This window comes from Pseudomonas sp. CFBP 13719 (genome assembly GCF_014842095.1).
Lineage (GTDB): Bacteria > Pseudomonadota > Gammaproteobacteria > Pseudomonadales > Pseudomonadaceae > Aquipseudomonas.
Map to the genome: position 1 here is coordinate 665,475 of NZ_JACYVB010000001.1, position 15,347 is coordinate 680,821.

Genomic DNA, 15,347 nt, shown 5'->3' on the forward strand with positions numbered 1-15,347 from the left:
GGTCAGCTGTCGCTGAACAGCTCCAGCTGCTCGTGGGCCCCACGCAGGTCCAGCAGGCGTACGCCGATGCCCAACAGGCGCACCGGCTTGCCGCCACGGGCGAAGGCCTGACCCAGCAGCTGCCGGTAGCTGTCCAGATCCCTGCCCGCCCCTGCCTGTTCCAGGGTGGTCTGGGTAAAGTCGTGAAACTTCACTTTGACGAAAGGCTTGCCCGGACGATAGCTGCTGTCGATCCGGTCGATGCGCTCGGCCAGGGTCTGCATCAATTCTGGGAGCTTGTCCAGGCAACTGGCCAGATCCGGCAGGTCCGCCTCGTAGGTGTTTTCCACGCTGATGGACTGTCGCCGACTGTCGTTCTGCACCACACGCTCGTCGATGCCGCGTGCCAAGCTGTAGAGGCGCTCGCCAAAGCTGCCGAATTCGCGCACCAGCGCCAGCTTGGTCCATTCGCGCAGCTCAAGGCAGCTGTCGATGCCGAGGCGGGCCAGCTTGTCAGCGGTGACCTTGCCTACGCCGTGTAGCTTGGTGACCGGCAAGGCGGCGACGAAGTCTTCGATCTGCGCCGGGGTAATGACGAACAGGCCGTCTGGCTTGCGCCAGTCGCTGGCGATCTTGGCGAGGAACTTGTTCGGCGCCACCCCCGCCGAAACGGTGATGTGCAGGCGCTTGGAGACCTTGCGTCGGATGTCCTGGGCAATTCGCGTGGCGCTGCCGGAAAAATGCGGGCAGTCGGAAACGTCGAGGTAGGCCTCGTCCAGCGACAGCGGCTCGATCAGGTCGGTGTACTCGCGAAAAATCCCCTGAATCTCCCGCGACGCTTCTTTATAGGCATCCATGCGCGGTTTGACGATGGTCAGGTCGGGGCACAGTTTTATCGCGTGCCGCGAGCTCATGGCTGAACGCACGCCATAGGCGCGGGCTTCATAGTTGCAGGTGGCGATCACCCCGCGGCGCTCCGCCGAGCCGCCGACGGCCAGTGGCTTGCCAGCCAGCCGGGGGTCGTCACGCATTTCGATGGCGGCATAGAAGCAGTCACAGTCGACATGGATGATCTTGCGCTGCGTCATGGTCGGGGCGGGCTACCAAGCTGGTAAAAGATCGTACAAAAACAACGGTATTATCTCACTCACAGCGATAAGCGCCATGGCCAAAGCCCGGTGCACATTCTTTTGCTTATCGACAAACCGACCCAATCCCCCTGAAAGCCCCGTCCCGCCTGGCTCGTAGCGCAATCGGCAAGGCTAAGCGATTGATGGAAAAGAGTTTTCTTGAAATCAGGGTTTGACAAGCAGGCGCTGCGCTGTAGAATAGCCCACACAGACGCGGGATGGAGCAGTCTGGTAGCTCGTCGGGCTCATAACCCGAAGGTCGTCGGTTCAAATCCGGCTCCCGCAACCAAACAACGAAGAAGGCCACTTGAAAAAGTGGCCTTTTTTGTTGCCTGCAATTTGTTCGCCGACCTGTTACCCGACGAGGTCGTCTGGCCGATCCACGTCGCGGTAGATCCCTGAGTCGTCGCACACCACCAGGTGCATGTGCGCCTCGGCGAACAGTCGTCGAGCACCCTGATCGCCCTGCAGCGACAGCAACTGCTCGCGAAAGGTGCGGCCGAAGCCTACCGGGTGCCCGTGACCACGAGCGCCATGGGCAATGCTGATGCGCTCCGGTGCCATGCACTGGCGAACCCTGGCGAATGCTCCAGGGCTCACGAAGGGCATGTCGCCCAGACACACCAACCAGCCATCGGCATCCAGGCTGGCTTCGACCCCCGTGCGCAGGCTGTCGCCCATGCCTGCGGAGTCGAGCAATACCACCTCATAGCCGTAGGCTTCGGCCAGCTGTATCACTTGCTTCTTGTGCGCACGGGTGACCAGCACACGGCGCTCGACCGTGTCACCGAGGTTGTGCAGGACCTGTTCGACGACGCTGCGCTCGATGCCGTCCAACCCGCTGCAGGGTGCAAGCAGTTTGTCAGCACCCTGCCCTGCGGCTTCCTGAAAACGGCGCCCTTGCCCTGCAGCGAGAATCAAGGCGCAGGGGGCGGTGATGGCTGACATGGCGGTAGGCTCCGATAGTCACGATGCGCCGTACAGACGCTCAATACAGATTGGGTTCCATCTCCAGCGCCACACCGAAGCGTGACTGGATATCGTCCTGGATCCGCTGGGCCAGGGCATGCAGCTGCTTGCCCGATGCATTGCCGTGATTGACCAGCACCAGTGACTGCAAGCGGTGCACGCCGGCGTCGCCCTCGCGATGGCCCCTCCAGCCGGCGCGCTCGATCAGCCAACCCGCCGCCAGTTTGTACAGGCCATCGGCCTGGGGATAGGCGACCACATCGGGATGCTCGCGGCGAATGGCGTCCAGCACCGCGGCGGGGACGACCGGGTTCTTGAAGAAGCTGCCGGCATTGCCCAGCTCGGCAGGGTCGGGAAGCTTTTCTCGCCGGATGCTGCAGATGGCGGCGCTGACGTCGGTGGGCGTCGGATGCTGGATCCCCTGTTCGGCCAGCCGCTGACGCACCGGGCCGTAGTCCAGATGCACCGGCGCCGAACGTGAAAGCGTGAAGCGCACGCGCAGGATCACCCAGCGGCCGGGCTGGCGCTTGAACAGGCTGTCGCGATAACCGAACGCGCACTCGGCGGCGCTGAAGTCGCGTTTCTGCAACGTGTCCCGGTCAAGCGCAGTGAGGCCGACGAACACGTCCTTGATCTCGACACCGTAGGCACCGATGTTCTGCATGGGCGCTGCACCCACGGTTCCGGGAATCAGGCTGAGGTTTTCCAGACCTGCCAGACCTTGTTCAAGCGTCTGCAATACGAAAGGGTGCCACGGCTCGCCGGCTTCGGCTTCCAGCACCACCTGATCACCGGCCTCTGCGAGCACGCGCACGCCCCGGTTGGCCATGCGCACCACCAGCACGTCGGAGAGGTCGGCGGTCAGCAACAGATTGCTGCCACCACCGATCACCAGCGCACGCAGGCCGCTCGCCTTGGCCCAGGCCAGTGCCTGGATCAGCTCGGCATCGTCATGTACCGAGACCAGAAACGCTGCCTTCACCTCGATACCGAAGGTGTTGTAGGGCTTGAGCGACTGGTTGGCGCGAATGTCCAGACTCATGGACTCAACTGGCGGAACGTTGCCATGGGCTGCCATCAAGCCTCCAGCAGGCGCCGCACGCGCTCCAGGTCTTGCGCGGTGTCGACACCGGCGGGCGGCGCCTGCACGGCATCGGCCACATGGATGCGTACCCCGTGCCAGAGCGCACGCAACTGCTCGAGACGCTCGGTGTTTTCCAGCCAGCAAGGGCCCCATTGCACGAAATCCTGGAGGAAGCCGGCACGGTAGGCATAGATACCGATATGACGACGGTAGGGCACCTCGGCCGGCAGGGCATCGCGATCGTTGGCGAAATCGTCGCGTGCCCACGGCAGCGGTGCTCGGCTGAAGGTCAACGCCAGGCCGTTCAGGTCAGTGACCACCTTGACCACGTTGGGGTTGAACAACGCCTCCACGTCCGTGATCGGCTCGGCCAGGGTTGCCATGGCGGCCTCGTGGCTGGCAGCGAGATTGGCCGCCACCTGGTCGATGACTACGGGCGGAATCAACGGCTCATCGCCCTGCACGTTGACCACGATGGACTCGGCATCCAGACCCAAAGCCTGGCATACCTCGGCCAAACGGTCGGTACCGGACTCGTGATCGGGCCGGGTCATCACCACCTCCGCGCCGAACGCTCGGCAGGCGGACTCGATGCGCACATCATCGGTGGCAACCACGACTCGCGTTGCCGTGCTCTTGCAGGCCTGTTCCCAGACATGCTGGATCATCGGTTTGCCTGCGATCATCTGCAGTGGTTTGCCCGGCAGGCGAGTCGACTGGTACCGCGCGGGTATCACCACGGTGAAGGCCGTGCTCATTTATCCAGGCGCTCGTCGTCGGTCAGGGTCCGCGCTTCGGTTTCCAGCATCACGGGAATGCCGTCGCGAATGGGATAGGCCAGGCCGGCGCCCTTGCTGATCAACTCGCGCTTGTCGGCGCTGAGCTTGAGCGGGCCCTTGGTGATCGGGCAAGCGAGGATATCGAGCAGTTTGGTGTCCATGGAAAAATCCTTCAAGGCAAGGGGATCAGGGCAAAAGGCTGGTCAGACGCTGGTCGAGCCAACCGATGAAATGGGGCGAAGGCTGGGCGTCGACGGCCAGGTACCACCAATCCGCAGCGGCGAACTCGCGGCACTTCACGGCATCTTTTTCGGTCATGACCACTGGCAACGGTGGTTCGAAACACAGGGCCTGGGGCGTGAACCGGGCATGATCGGCGAAAGGGTGAGCGACAGGCTGCCAGTGTAGCGCCTGCAGGGTGTCGAAGAAACGTTGCGGGTTGCCGATCCCGGCCACGGCGTGCACTGCCTGCCCTGGCGGGAAGTGGCTCAATGGCCGGCGCTCGCCGCTGCGCACGTTGATCAACGCTCGGGCTTGCAGGGTCAGGCCGTAGCCACGCGGCGAATCATCAGCGGCACCGTTGAACAGCACGGCATCGACCGACTGCAAGCGCTCGGCGGGCTCGCGCAACGGACCGGCAGGCAGGCAGCGGCCATTGCCCAGCCCCCGCGCCGCGTCGATCAGCACCAGTTCGATGTCGCGCGCCAGGCGGTAGTGTTGCAAGCCATCGTCGCTGAGCACGAGGTCCACGGGCTCGGCTTCGAGCAGTGCACGTACGGCGCGGCCACGGTCGGGGTCGATCACCAGCGGCACGCCGCTGCGCCGCACGATCAGCAGCGGCTCATCGCCCGTCTGGGCAGCCTCCTGATCGGCGCGGACCCGCCATGGCAGGCTCGGTGGCCTGGCGCCGTAGCCGCGGCTGACCACGCCAACCCGCAGGCCGCGGGCCTGGCAGTGCTCGATCAGCCAGAGAATCATCGGTGTCTTGCCGGTGCCACCGACGGTGATGTTGCCGACCACCAGCACCGGCACCGGGGCGCGGTAGATCTCGCCCTGCCCGGCCTCGAATCGCCGCCGTTTGCGCGCCACGACGCTGCGGTACAGGCATTCCAGCGGACGCAACAGCCACAGTGCACGATGACCGGCATACCAGGCAGCGGACAATCGGTCGGCGAGACTCATCAGGGATTCGCCTGCGCCTCGACGGTGATCATGCTGATCTGGCTGAAACCCAGCTTGCCGGCCGCGTCCATCGCGCTGATGACGGCTTGATGCGGCGTCTTGCCGTCGGCGCTGATCGACAGTGGCAGCGAGCTGTCTCCGGCCGATGCGGTACGCAGCGCGTCGAGCAGGGTCGGCAAGTCGCTTTTGGGCAGCAACTGGTTGTTCACCGCATAGACGCCTTCGGCGCTGATGGCGATGTCGATGCGCTTGAGGTTGCTGGATTGTTCCGGCGCGCCGTTCACCGCCTCGGGCAGCTCGACACGCAGCTGGGTTTCGCGGGTGAACGTGGTGGTGATGACGAAGAACAGCAGCAGCACGAACACGACGTCTATCAGCGAGATCAGGTTGAGCTCGATGTTTTCCCGACTGCGGCGACGAAACTTCACGCTTTTTCCTCGGCCAGGTCGACCTCGCGATCACCCTGCACTACTTCCACCAGTTTGATGGCTTCCTGCTCCATGCCGACCACCAGCTCGTCGATGCGGCGTTGCAGCAGGCGATGGAAGAACAGCGCCGGGATCGCGACGATGAGACCTGACGCCGTAGTGACCAGCGCTTTGGAAATACCGCCTGCCATGACACCGGGGTTGCCGCTGACGGCGCCTCCGGTAAACGAGCCGAAGATCTCGATCATGCCGATCACGGTGCCCAGCAGACCCAGCAGCGGCGCCATGGCGGCGATGGTGCCCAGCGTACTGATGTAGCGTTCCAGCTCGTGGATGACCCGGCTGGCCGCCTCCTCGATGCTTTCCTTCATGATTTCGCGGCCGTGGCGCGAGTTGGCCAGACCAGCCGCGAGGATCTCGCCAAGCGGCGAATGGGCACGCAACTCCTTGAGCTTCTCCTTGCTCAGTTGCTTGTCTTTCTTCCAGCGCCAGACCTGTCCGACCAGATGGGCAGGTGCAACTCGGCTGGCACGCAAGGTCCACAAACGCTCGGCGATGATGGCCAGGGCGACGATGGAGCTCACTATGATTGGCAACATCATCCAGCCGCCAGACTTAACCAATTCCCACACAGGTACGATCCCCTCGAAAAAGTTCGCCACTCTACCATAGGGGTGAGGCGGGTCGAAGCGTGCGATGACCGTTGGAAAGCTCAGGGGTCGGCCGGTGCCTCGCGCCAGAAACGGCGCAGGGAGCGCTGCCGCTGTACCGGGCCGAAGGTACCCAGGCGCACACGCAACGCGCCGTCTTCGGCTGTGTCGTGGGCAGCGATGCCCAATGCCTTGAAACGCGCCAGCACGGATGGATGGGGATGGCCGAAGGTATTGCCATGGCCCCGCGAGATCAACGCCGCCCGGGGGCGCACCGCGTCCAGGAATGGCTTGCTCGATGACGTCCGGCTGCCATGGTGTGGCACCTGCAACCAGTGCGCCTGAACTGGCAAACCGCTCGCGACCAGGGCTTCTTCGGCCGCCGCGTCGATGTCGCCGCTGAGCAACAGGCGCTCGCCATTGGCTTCCACCCAGAGTACGCACGAGGCGGGATTGCCGGGCACTGCCGACGGCCAGCGCCACAAGACGAACTTCACCGCGTCCCACTCCCAACTGCGACCAGGCTCGCAAGGCTGTGCCTGCCACGCGGCGGGCAAAAGGTCGGGCTCACCGGCCAGGGTCTGGGCAATCGGCAGGCGTCGCCGTACGGTGCCAGCACCACCGGAATGATCGAGGTGGGCGTGACTGATGATCATCGCATCCAGGCGCCGTACACCCAGTGCGACCAGACTGGGCACCACTACGCTGGCGCCGGCGTCGATTTCGCCCAGTCCGGGACCGGTGTCGTAGAGCAATTGGTGCTGGGCCGTGCGCACGAGCACACCCAGCCCCTGGCCGACATCCAGCACCCAGATGTCTGCTAGGCCCACGGGCGGTGCCTGACGCGGGCTGAACAACAGCAGCCCGGCCATCGGCACCCCCAGCCAGCGCAACGGGATACCGGCCGGCAGCAACAGCAGCAAGACGCCGATCGCCAGCACCAGCCATACCCCAGGCGAGAGCCCCGGCGGTAGCCAGGAGGGTCCCCACTCGGCTGTCCAGGCCAGCCATTCGAACAGCCATCGCAATGCGCCCCCGGCCAGCCACAGCAAGGTTTCGCCCAGCCAGGGCACAGGCAACAGCACGGCACCGGCCATGGCCACCGGCAGGACCAGCAGACTGATCCAGGGGACGGCCAGCAGGTTCACCAGCGGCCCGCTGACGCTCACCGGCAACGCCAGGGCCACCATTACCGGCAGCAGACCGACAGCCACACAGCACTGCGCGCGGGTCCAGGCCTGCCACCAGCGCCAACCACCCAGACGCCCGGAAAACGTCAGCAGCAGTACGGCCACCGCGCAAAACGACAACCAGAATCCGGGTTGCAAGCTGACCAGCGGGTCGACCAGCAAGACCATGGTGAATGCCAGCAGCAGCGGCCACCATACGCCCAGATGGCGAAAGCGCAGCCGCCACAACAGCACCAGGCCGATCATGATGCAGGCCCGGCGTACCGGCACCTGGAAGCCGGCCAACAGCCCGTAGGCCAACGCGCCGCTGAACGCCAATGCGCAGGCACAGGGCAACCAGGGCCAGCGCGCCGGCCAGACGCCGAGTTTTGCCAACAGGGCGACCAGCCCATACAGCAACCCCGCAAGCAGGCCGACGTGCTGGCCGGAGATGACCAACAGATGCACGGTCCCCGTGGCCTGTAGAACCTCCCACTGCTGGCGTGACACGCCCGAACCGTCGCCCAGCAGCAAGGCGGCGAGTATGCCGCCCTGTTGCTGGCTGTCGACCGCCAGCAGCCGCTGACGCACGCCATCGCGCCAGGCCAGACGGGCGCCACGCACGCGCTGGCCGGCCTTGACGCTGCCGGTGGCACCGATGCCCTTGGCCAGGGCCCAGGCCTGGGCGTCGAAACCGCCCGGGTTGACCAATGCCCGCGGCCGCTTGAGCTTCACGGCCAGCCGCCAACGCTCGCCGCTGGCGACCCGCGGGCCGCCATACCAGGCCAGGCGCAGGTGCGATGGCAGCTGCGCGCGGCGCGACCAGGCCCCGGCCAGTTCGAAGCGCACCGTGTTGCCGTTGGTTGCTGGCAGGCCCACCACTTCCCCTTCGAGCCACAGGGTTCGTCCGTCCAGCGCCGCCAACAACTGGCCGTTCGTCGCCCAATGCGCGTGCAGGCAGGCCCAGCACAGACCCAGCAGGAACAGCCCGCAATACCAGCGGCGCACTGCCAGCAGCAACACCGCACCTGCGCTCATGCCCACCAGCCAGCCCAGTGACGGAAGCGCCGGCAGCCAGCGCAGACACACCATCCCTGTCGCCAGCGCCAACATCGCTGTGCGCATACCTTCCTCCCTGGAAAAACCGCCGGCCAAGGCTAAGGGCAAACGGGCAGCGTCGCGCCTTATCAAATGTCACAAAGTCTGAGCTCGGACTTCAGGCAACTTGTGCATACTGCCGGACACATCCAGACAGATACGTGCGAGACCGCTATGCCGCGTCGCCTGTTCAAGCGCTACATGCCGGACCCAGAGACGATTCGTGAACACAAGTCGCTGCGATTCCTCGGTCGCCTCCTGCATGACGCCAACCTCTGGCACCTGAACCGTCATTCCGTGGCACGGGCGATGGCCGTCGGCCTGTTCGCCGCGTTCATGCCCATCCCCCTGCAGATGCTGCTGGCGGCAGCCTTGGCGATCGTGGTGCGCGGCAACATGCCCATCGCGGTCAGCCTGGTGTGGCTGACCAACCCGATCACCATGCCACCGGTGTTCTACTGCACGTACAAGGTGGGGTCGTGGTTGCTGGGTCAGCCACCGCGGCAGCTACCCGACTCGTACAGCTGGGACTGGGTGATGAGCCAGATGTCCACGCTGTGGCAGCCGTTCCTGCTCGGGTCGGTGGTGACGGGCGTGGTATTGGGTGCCTTGGCATACTTCCTGACGATGCTTTACTGGCGCTGGTGGGTCAGTCGCCAGTGGCGGCGGCGCAAGCAACGTCGGTAGCGCTGCTCACTGTGGCGTGCAGCAGGTCGGAGCACGCGCATCGAGGGGTGAATTCAGTGTATCTTGCCGCCGGTCAGGACGAGTTGTTGTGTTAAAAACCCAGCGGCTTGGCAACTTGCCACCAGTGCGCTTGTCCTAGCCTCGAACGTCAACACAGCATTCTCCTCTAGGGACTCCGTCATGCTCCGATCATTGCGCTTCGCTGCCCTGCTTGGCGGCCTCATCATGAGTGCGTCCGCGTTGGCGAAGGATATCGACCCCGCCACCTATGGCTATCCGCTCACCAACCCGTTCGAGGCCACGATCGCTTCGACACCGCCGGAGCTGCGGCCCAAGCTGCCCCTGGACGAAGACATCGATCAGGCCGACTACAGCCTCAACGTGCGCCCTGAGCGGGAGTTCATCCTGCCGGACAATTTCTGGGCCGTGAAGAAGCTGCGTTATCGCCTGGCCCAGCAGGACCATGCCGCGCCACTGATCTTCCTGATTGCCGGCACCGGTGCGCCCTACAGCAGTTCGCTCAACGAATACCTGAAAAAGCTGTACTACCAGGCCGGGTACCACGTGGTGCAGCTGTCCTCACCTACCAGCTTCGACTTCATCAGCGCCGCGTCGCGCTTCGCCACTCCGGGCGTGACCCGCGAAGATGCCGAGGACCTGTACCGGGTCATGCAGGGCGTGCGCGCCCAGCATCCGAAGTTGCCGATCACCGATTTCTACCTGACCGGCTACAGCCTCGGTGCGCTGGACGCCGCGTTCGTCAGCCAATTGGATGAAACCCGCCGCAGTTTCAACTTCAAGAAAGTGCTGCTGCTCAACCCGCCGGTCAATCTGTACACCTCGATCACCAACCTCGACAAGTTGGTGCAGACCCAGGTCAAGGGCATCAACAACAGCACGACGTTTTACGAGCTGGTCCTCAACAAGCTGACGCGCTACTTCCAGCAGAAGGGCTATATCGACCTCAACGACGCGCTGCTCTACGATTTCCAGCAGTCCAAGCAGCACCTTTCCAACGAGCAGATGGCCATGCTGATCGGCACCTCGTTCCGATTCTCGGCTGCCGACATCGCCTTCACCTCCGACCTGATCAACCGCCGCGGGCTGATCACGCCACCCAAGTATCCGATCAGCGAAGGCACCAGCCTCACGCCGTTCCTGCGCCGGGCGCTGCAGTGTGACTTCGACTGCTACCTGACCGAACAGGTGATTCCGATGTGGCGCGCCCGCACCGACGGTGGCAGCCTGCTGCAGTTGGTGGATCAGGTGAGCCTGTATGGCATCAAGGACTATCTGCAGAACAGCACCAAGATCAGCGTGATGCACAACGCCGACGATGTGATCCTGGGCCTTGGCGATCTGGGCTTCCTGCGCAAGACCTTTGGCGATCGCCTGACCGTTTACCCTTATGGCGGCCATTGCGGCAACCTCAATTACCGCGTCAACAGCGACGCTATGCTGGAGTTCTTCCGTGGCTAGAACATTCCTGTTGATGGCAACGCTGCTGTGCGCAGGCGTTGCCCAGGCCGACGACAGCACCGTACAGAAGGTCGACAGCGACGGCTTCAAGCAACCGTTGCAGGTACTCAAGTTCAACCCGGGCCTGGACCAGCGCGAGTTCGAGCGCTCCACGCTCACGGCGTTGAACGTCTACGACCCGCTGGAAAACCTGAACCGTCGCCTGTATCACTTCAACTATCGCTTCGACGAGTGGGTATTCCTGCCGGTCGTCAACGGTTATACGTACATCACGCCGTCGTTCCTGCGCACCGGGGTGAGCAACTTCTTCAGCAACCTGGGCGAAGTGCCGAGCCTGGTCAACAGCCTGCTGCAGTTCAAGGGCAAGCGTGCTCTGGATACGTCCGGACGGTTGCTGGTGAACACGACGCTGGGTGTGGCGGGCCTGTGGGATCCAGCCACCTGGTTCGGCCTGCAGAAGCAGGCCGAAGACTTCGGTCAGACCCTGGGCTTCTACGGGGTGCCGAACGGTGCCTATCTGATCTTGCCGATCCTGGGGCCGTCCAACCTGCGCGACACCACCGGCCTGGTGTTCGATTTTGCCGTCGAGAACCAGATCAACTTCCTCAATGTGTCCGAGGTCAGCAGCAATCATCCAGAGTTGTGGGCATTGCGTGCCGTGGATCGGCGCTACAGCAACAGCTTCCGCTACGGTCAGCTGAACTCGCCGTTCGAGTACGAGAAGGTGCGTTACGTGTACACCGAGTCGCGCAAGCTGCAGATCGCCGAGTAAACGCATCGCGCACGCGCCCCTTCGCGGCTAGAACCCGCTCCCACAAGAGCTGCGCAGCAGGCGATTGGGAGAGCGGGATCGATGCAGATTGGTCTACCCCACCCCGCTCAGCGCTTCTCGTACAGCTTCGGTGCGCCGACCGGCCGTGACTTGAAGCGCCGATGGGCCCACAGGTACTGCTCGGGGCATTCGGTCACGGCCTGCTCCACCCACTGGTTGATGCGCAAGGCATCGGCCGCTTCGCTCTCGCCGGGGAACCCCTGCAGCGGTGGATGCAAGACCAGCCGATAGCCAGAACCATCTTCAAGCCGCCGTTGCGTGAACGGGATGACCCGTGCCTTGCCCAGCCGGGCAAAATGCGTGGTGGCCGTCACCGTGGCCGCCTCGATGCCGAACAACGGCACGAAGATGCTCTGCTTGGCGCCGTAGTCCTGATCGGGTGCATACCAGATCGCGCGGCCCTTGCGCAGCAGTTTGATCATCCCGCGCACGTCCTCGCGTTCGACTGCCAGCGAATCGGGATTGTGCCGTTCGCGGCCCTGGCGCTGGACGAAATCGAACAGCGCATTGCGATGCTCGCGGTACATGCCGTCGATGGTGTGACGTTGGCCCAACAACGCCGCACCGATCTCCAGGGTGGTGAAATGCAGCGCCATCAGAATCGCGCCCTCGCCCTCGCGTTGCGCCGCCTGCAGGTGTTCGAGCCCCTCGATGTGCGCCAGCCTGGCCAGACGCGCCTGTGGCCACCACCAGCTCATGGCCATCTCGAAGAATGCAATGCCGGTGGACGCGAAGTTTTCCTTGAGCAGGCGTTTTCTTTCGACGGGCGGCATCTGCGGGAAGCACAACTCAAGGTTGCGCGCCGCCACACGTCGACGTTCGCTGGCCACGCGGTACATGCCCATCCCCAGCCAGCGACCCAGCCGGAGCAAGGCGCGATACGGCAATTGCACGACCAGCCACAACGCGCCGAGCCCCAGCCACAGGGGCCAGAAGCGCGGATGAAGAAAAGATCGGCGAAAACGCGGGCGGTCCATTGACGATTCCGAACAGGCAACAAGGCGGGGCATTCTACATGGGTTGACCACACGTCGCTGCGTCGCGGCTTGCAGGGGAAGGTGGTTCTCGCTATAAGTCTCGGCACTTTTTTTAGTTACAAGGCGCGTTTTGCCGACCATGAGCCAGACCGATCAGCTAGACCAGGAACCTGTGTTCCAACTCAAGGGCAGCATGCTCGCCATCACCGTGCTCGAGTTGGCGAAGAACGATCTTGCCGGCCTCGACCGCCAGTTGGCGGCCAAGGTCGCACAGGCCCCGAACTTCTTCAGCAACACGCCGCTGGTGCTGGCGCTGGACAAACTGCCCGCCAATCAGGGCAGCATCGACCTGCCGGGCCTGATGCGCATCTGCCGTCATCATGGCCTGCGGACCCTGGCGCTGCGTGCCAGCCGCATCGAAGACATCGCGGCGGCAATCGCCATCGACTTGCCGGTACTGCCACCCTCAGGTGCCCGCGAACGACCGCTGGAAGTCGAAGAGCGCAAGCCCGAGAAGCCTCCGGAAAAGCCTCCAGAGCCCTTGATCCAGCCGACTCGCGTGATCACCACGCCGATCCGTGGCGGCCAGCAGATCTACGCTCAGGGCTGTGACCTGGTGGTGATCAGCTCGGTGAGCTCGGGTGCCGAACTGCTGGCCGATGGCAACATCCATGTCTACGGCCCGATGCGTGGCCGCGCCCTGGCGGGCATCAAGGGCGACCGCAAGGCGCGGATCTTCTGTCAGCAGCTGGGCGCCGAACTGCTTTCCATCGCCGGGCAGTACAAGGTCTCCGAAGACCTGCGTCGCGACCCGTTGTGGGGTGCGCCCGTTCAGGTGAGCTTATCGGGGGATGTGTTGAACATCACCCGTCTTTAACGGATACTGCCGCCATTTTCAGCGCAACTTTCAAATAGCGCGGTTGTCGAGCGGTACGCTTCAGGTACCGCAGGCTCATGTAGTCCGCCGATGTTTTGAAGTCATGTTTTTTCGGGGATTAACAGTCCCTTTTTAAGTAGGGGTGATACACCTTGGCCAAGATTCTAGTGGTTACATCCGGCAAGGGTGGTGTGGGCAAGACCACCACCAGCGCCGCCATCGGCACCGGCCTCGCACTGCGCGGCCACAAAACCGTCATCATCGACTTCGACGTCGGCCTGCGTAACCTTGACCTCATCATGGGCTGCGAACGCCGCGTGGTGTACGACTTCGTCAACGTGGTGAACGGTGAAGCGACCCTGCAGCAGGCCCTGATCAAGGACAAGCGCGTCGAGAACCTCTTCATCCTGGCTGCCAGCCAGACGCGCGACAAGGACGCCCTGACCAAGGAAGGCGTCGAGAAGATCATCACCGAGCTGTCCAAGACCCACGACTACATTCTGTGCGACTCCCCGGCAGGCATCGAGAAAGGTGCTCACCTGGCGATGTATTTCGCCGATGAGGCGATCGTGGTGACCAACCCGGAAGTGTCCTCGGTACGCGACTCGGACCGCATGCTTGGCCTGTTGGCGAGCAAGTCGCGACGCGCCGAGAACGGCGAGGATCCGATCAAGGAACACCTGCTGATCACCCGCTACAGCCCCGAGCGCGTCAGCCGTGGCGAGATGCTGGGCGTGGAAGACGTCGAGGAAATCCTGGCGATCCGCTTGCTGGGCGTGATTCCGGAATCCGAAGCGGTGCTCAAGGCGTCCAACTCGGGTACGCCGGTGATTTTCGACGACCAGAGCGACGCCGGCCAGGCGTACAGCGATGCCGTCGACCGTTTGCTGGGCAAGGAAAAGCCCCACCGCTTCCTTGATTTCAAGAAGAAGAACTGGGTCGAGCGCCTGTTTGGAGGTCGCTAATGAATATTTTCGACTTCTTTCGTGACCGCAAGAAAGGCAACACCGCGTCGGTCGCGAAAGAGCGTCTACAGATCATCGTGGCGCATGAACGCGGCCAACGCACTACCCCTGACTACCTGCCGGCTCTGCAGAAAGAGCTGGTGGAAGTGATTCGCAAGTATGTGAATATCGAGAGCGACCAGGTACAGGTTGCACTCGAGAATCAGGGTAGCTGCTCGATTCTGGAATTGAACATTACCCTGCCTGACCGCTGAGCCTCGCGCTCGGCTCCACGGCGGCTCGCCGGCCCTTTGCTGAAAAGGGTCGACGCGCCGCCGTTGGCGTTTCTGAGAGATAGACCTTTCATGCCGTTGTCGAACATTCGCATCATCCACCAGGACGCCGCCGTGCTGGTCATCGACAAGCCGACCCTGTTGCTGTCGGTGCCCGGGCGCGCCGACGACAACAAGGACTGCCTGATCACCCGCCTGCAGGAAAACGGCTTTCCCGAGGCGCGCATCGTGCATCGCCTGGACTGGGAAACCAGCGGCATCATCCTTCTGGCACGCGATGCCGACAGCCATCGCGAGCTGTCCCGTCAGTTCCACGATCGCGAGACGGAAAAGGCCTATACCGCCCTGGCCTGGGGCCAGCCTGCGCTGGACAGTGGCAGTGTCGATCTGCCGCTGCGCTACGATCCGCCCACCAAGCCACGGCATGTGGTGGATCACGAGCACGGCAAGCATGCGCTGACGTTCTGGAAGGTGCTGGAGCGCTGCGGGGACTGGTGTCGCGTGGAGCTGACGCCGATCACCGGGCGCTCGCACCAATTGCGCGTGCACCTGTTGTCGATCGGTCATCCGCTGCTGGGTGACCGGCTGTATGCCCACCCCGAGGCGCTGCAGGCACACGAGCGGCTCTGCCTGCATGCCAGCATGCTGGCGTTTACTCATCCAGTGACGGGTGAGCGAATGAAATTCGAGTGCGCCGCACCCTTCTGAACAGCGGCGAGGCGTTTGCGGCCGATGACTGCTCCTACCGGTATGCCAGGTCCTGTGTGGGAGCAGCAGCCATATGGGTGGG

17 protein-coding genes and 1 tRNA gene are annotated in these 15,347 nt (G+C 63.6%); 8 read left to right on the plus strand and 10 right to left on the minus strand.

Annotation, left to right across the window (positions count from 1 at the left end):
• Window positions 1-2: 2 nt before the first annotated feature.
• A complete protein-coding gene (gene dinB, locus IFT57_RS03165; protein WP_192150459.1) occupies window positions 3-1,067 on the minus strand; it encodes a DNA polymerase IV in 1,065 nt (354 codons plus the stop codon).
• 254 nt (window positions 1,068-1,321) lie between these two features.
• Here dinB and IFT57_RS03170 point away from each other — a divergent pair.
• Window positions 1,322-1,398, plus strand: a tRNA-Met gene (locus IFT57_RS03170).
• Between the two features lie 65 nt (window positions 1,399-1,463).
• Here the strand turns inward: IFT57_RS03170 and IFT57_RS03175 are convergent.
• The 8 genes from IFT57_RS03175 to IFT57_RS03210 form a co-directional block, all read right to left on the minus strand.
• The gene (locus tag IFT57_RS03175; protein WP_192150461.1) at window positions 1,464-2,057 is read right to left on the minus strand and encodes a nucleotidyltransferase family protein; all 594 of its coding nucleotides are present in this window, start codon (window positions 2,055-2,057) and stop codon (window positions 1,464-1,466) included.
• A 40-nt stretch (window positions 2,058-2,097) separates the two neighbouring features.
• Complete coding sequence (gene murB / locus IFT57_RS03180) at window positions 2,098-3,120, minus strand: UDP-N-acetylmuramate dehydrogenase (protein ID WP_192150877.1); 1,023 nt, start codon at window positions 3,118-3,120, stop codon at window positions 2,098-2,100.
• A 35-nt stretch (window positions 3,121-3,155) separates the two neighbouring features.
• Window positions 3,156-3,920, minus strand: a complete 765-nt coding sequence (kdsB, locus tag IFT57_RS03185; RefSeq protein WP_192150463.1) for a 3-deoxy-manno-octulosonate cytidylyltransferase — start codon at window positions 3,918-3,920, stop codon at window positions 3,156-3,158.
• Window positions 3,917-4,102, minus strand: a complete 186-nt coding sequence (locus IFT57_RS03190; RefSeq protein WP_122479326.1) for a Trm112 family protein — start codon at window positions 4,100-4,102, stop codon at window positions 3,917-3,919. Before IFT57_RS03190 ends, kdsB begins: the two co-directional genes overlap by 4 nt.
• A gap of 25 nt (window positions 4,103-4,127) precedes the next feature.
• Window positions 4,128-5,123, minus strand: a complete 996-nt coding sequence (lpxK, locus tag IFT57_RS03195) for a tetraacyldisaccharide 4'-kinase (RefSeq protein ID WP_192150465.1) — start codon at window positions 5,121-5,123, stop codon at window positions 4,128-4,130.
• A complete protein-coding gene (locus IFT57_RS03200) occupies window positions 5,123-5,551 on the minus strand; it encodes a biopolymer transporter ExbD (RefSeq protein ID WP_122713305.1) in 429 nt (142 codons plus the stop codon). The genes lpxK and IFT57_RS03200 overlap by 1 nt, the downstream gene beginning before the upstream one ends.
• Entirely contained in the window at window positions 5,548-6,183 is a 636-nt protein-coding gene (locus tag IFT57_RS03205; protein WP_163007608.1) for a MotA/TolQ/ExbB proton channel family protein, read from the minus strand. The genes IFT57_RS03200 and IFT57_RS03205 overlap by 4 nt, the downstream gene beginning before the upstream one ends.
• 80 nt (window positions 6,184-6,263) lie before the next feature.
• Window positions 6,264-8,495, minus strand: coding sequence for a DNA internalization-related competence protein ComEC/Rec2 (locus tag IFT57_RS03210; RefSeq protein ID WP_192150467.1), 2,232 nt, complete (start codon window positions 8,493-8,495; stop codon window positions 6,264-6,266).
• A 147-nt stretch (window positions 8,496-8,642) separates the two neighbouring features.
• Here IFT57_RS03210 and IFT57_RS03215 point away from each other — a divergent pair, with 147 nt between their 5' ends.
• From IFT57_RS03215 to IFT57_RS03225, 3 genes are all read left to right on the plus strand, one after another.
• On the plus strand, window positions 8,643-9,155 hold the full coding sequence (locus tag IFT57_RS03215; protein WP_122713307.1) for a DUF2062 domain-containing protein: 513 nt from the start codon (window positions 8,643-8,645) through the stop codon (window positions 9,153-9,155).
• Between the two features lie 180 nt (window positions 9,156-9,335).
• On the plus strand, window positions 9,336-10,634 hold the full coding sequence (locus tag IFT57_RS03220) for a serine/threonine protein kinase (RefSeq protein WP_192150469.1): 1,299 nt from the start codon (window positions 9,336-9,338) through the stop codon (window positions 10,632-10,634).
• Window positions 10,627-11,406 carry an MlaA family lipoprotein gene (locus IFT57_RS03225; protein ID WP_122713308.1) on the plus strand — a complete coding sequence of 260 codons (780 nt, stop codon included), beginning with the start codon at window positions 10,627-10,629 and terminating at the stop codon, window positions 11,404-11,406. The genes IFT57_RS03220 and IFT57_RS03225 overlap by 8 nt, the downstream gene beginning before the upstream one ends.
• Window positions 11,407-11,513: 107 nt before the next feature.
• Here the strand turns inward: IFT57_RS03225 and IFT57_RS03230 are convergent, their stop codons facing one another.
• Complete coding sequence (locus IFT57_RS03230; protein WP_122479334.1) at window positions 11,514-12,443, minus strand: lipid A biosynthesis lauroyl acyltransferase; 930 nt, start codon at window positions 12,441-12,443, stop codon at window positions 11,514-11,516.
• A 139-nt stretch (window positions 12,444-12,582) separates the two neighbouring features.
• On the opposite strand from IFT57_RS03230, the gene minC reads away from it, so the two are divergent.
• From minC to IFT57_RS03250, 4 genes are all read left to right on the plus strand, one after another.
• On the plus strand, window positions 12,583-13,320 hold the full coding sequence (gene minC / locus IFT57_RS03235) for a septum site-determining protein MinC (RefSeq protein WP_122479335.1): 738 nt from the start codon (window positions 12,583-12,585) through the stop codon (window positions 13,318-13,320).
• Between the two features lie 152 nt (window positions 13,321-13,472).
• Window positions 13,473-14,285: a septum site-determining protein MinD gene (gene minD, locus IFT57_RS03240; RefSeq protein WP_122479336.1), complete on the plus strand. Its 813-nt coding sequence runs from the start codon at window positions 13,473-13,475 to the stop codon at window positions 14,283-14,285.
• Entirely contained in the window at window positions 14,285-14,539 is a 255-nt protein-coding gene (minE, locus tag IFT57_RS03245) for a cell division topological specificity factor MinE (protein ID WP_122479337.1), read from the plus strand. Before minD ends, minE begins: the two co-directional genes overlap by 1 nt.
• Before the next feature lie 90 nt (window positions 14,540-14,629).
• Complete coding sequence (locus IFT57_RS03250) at window positions 14,630-15,265, plus strand: RluA family pseudouridine synthase (RefSeq protein WP_122797233.1); 636 nt, start codon at window positions 14,630-14,632, stop codon at window positions 15,263-15,265.
• Window positions 15,266-15,347: the final 82 nt, after the last annotated feature.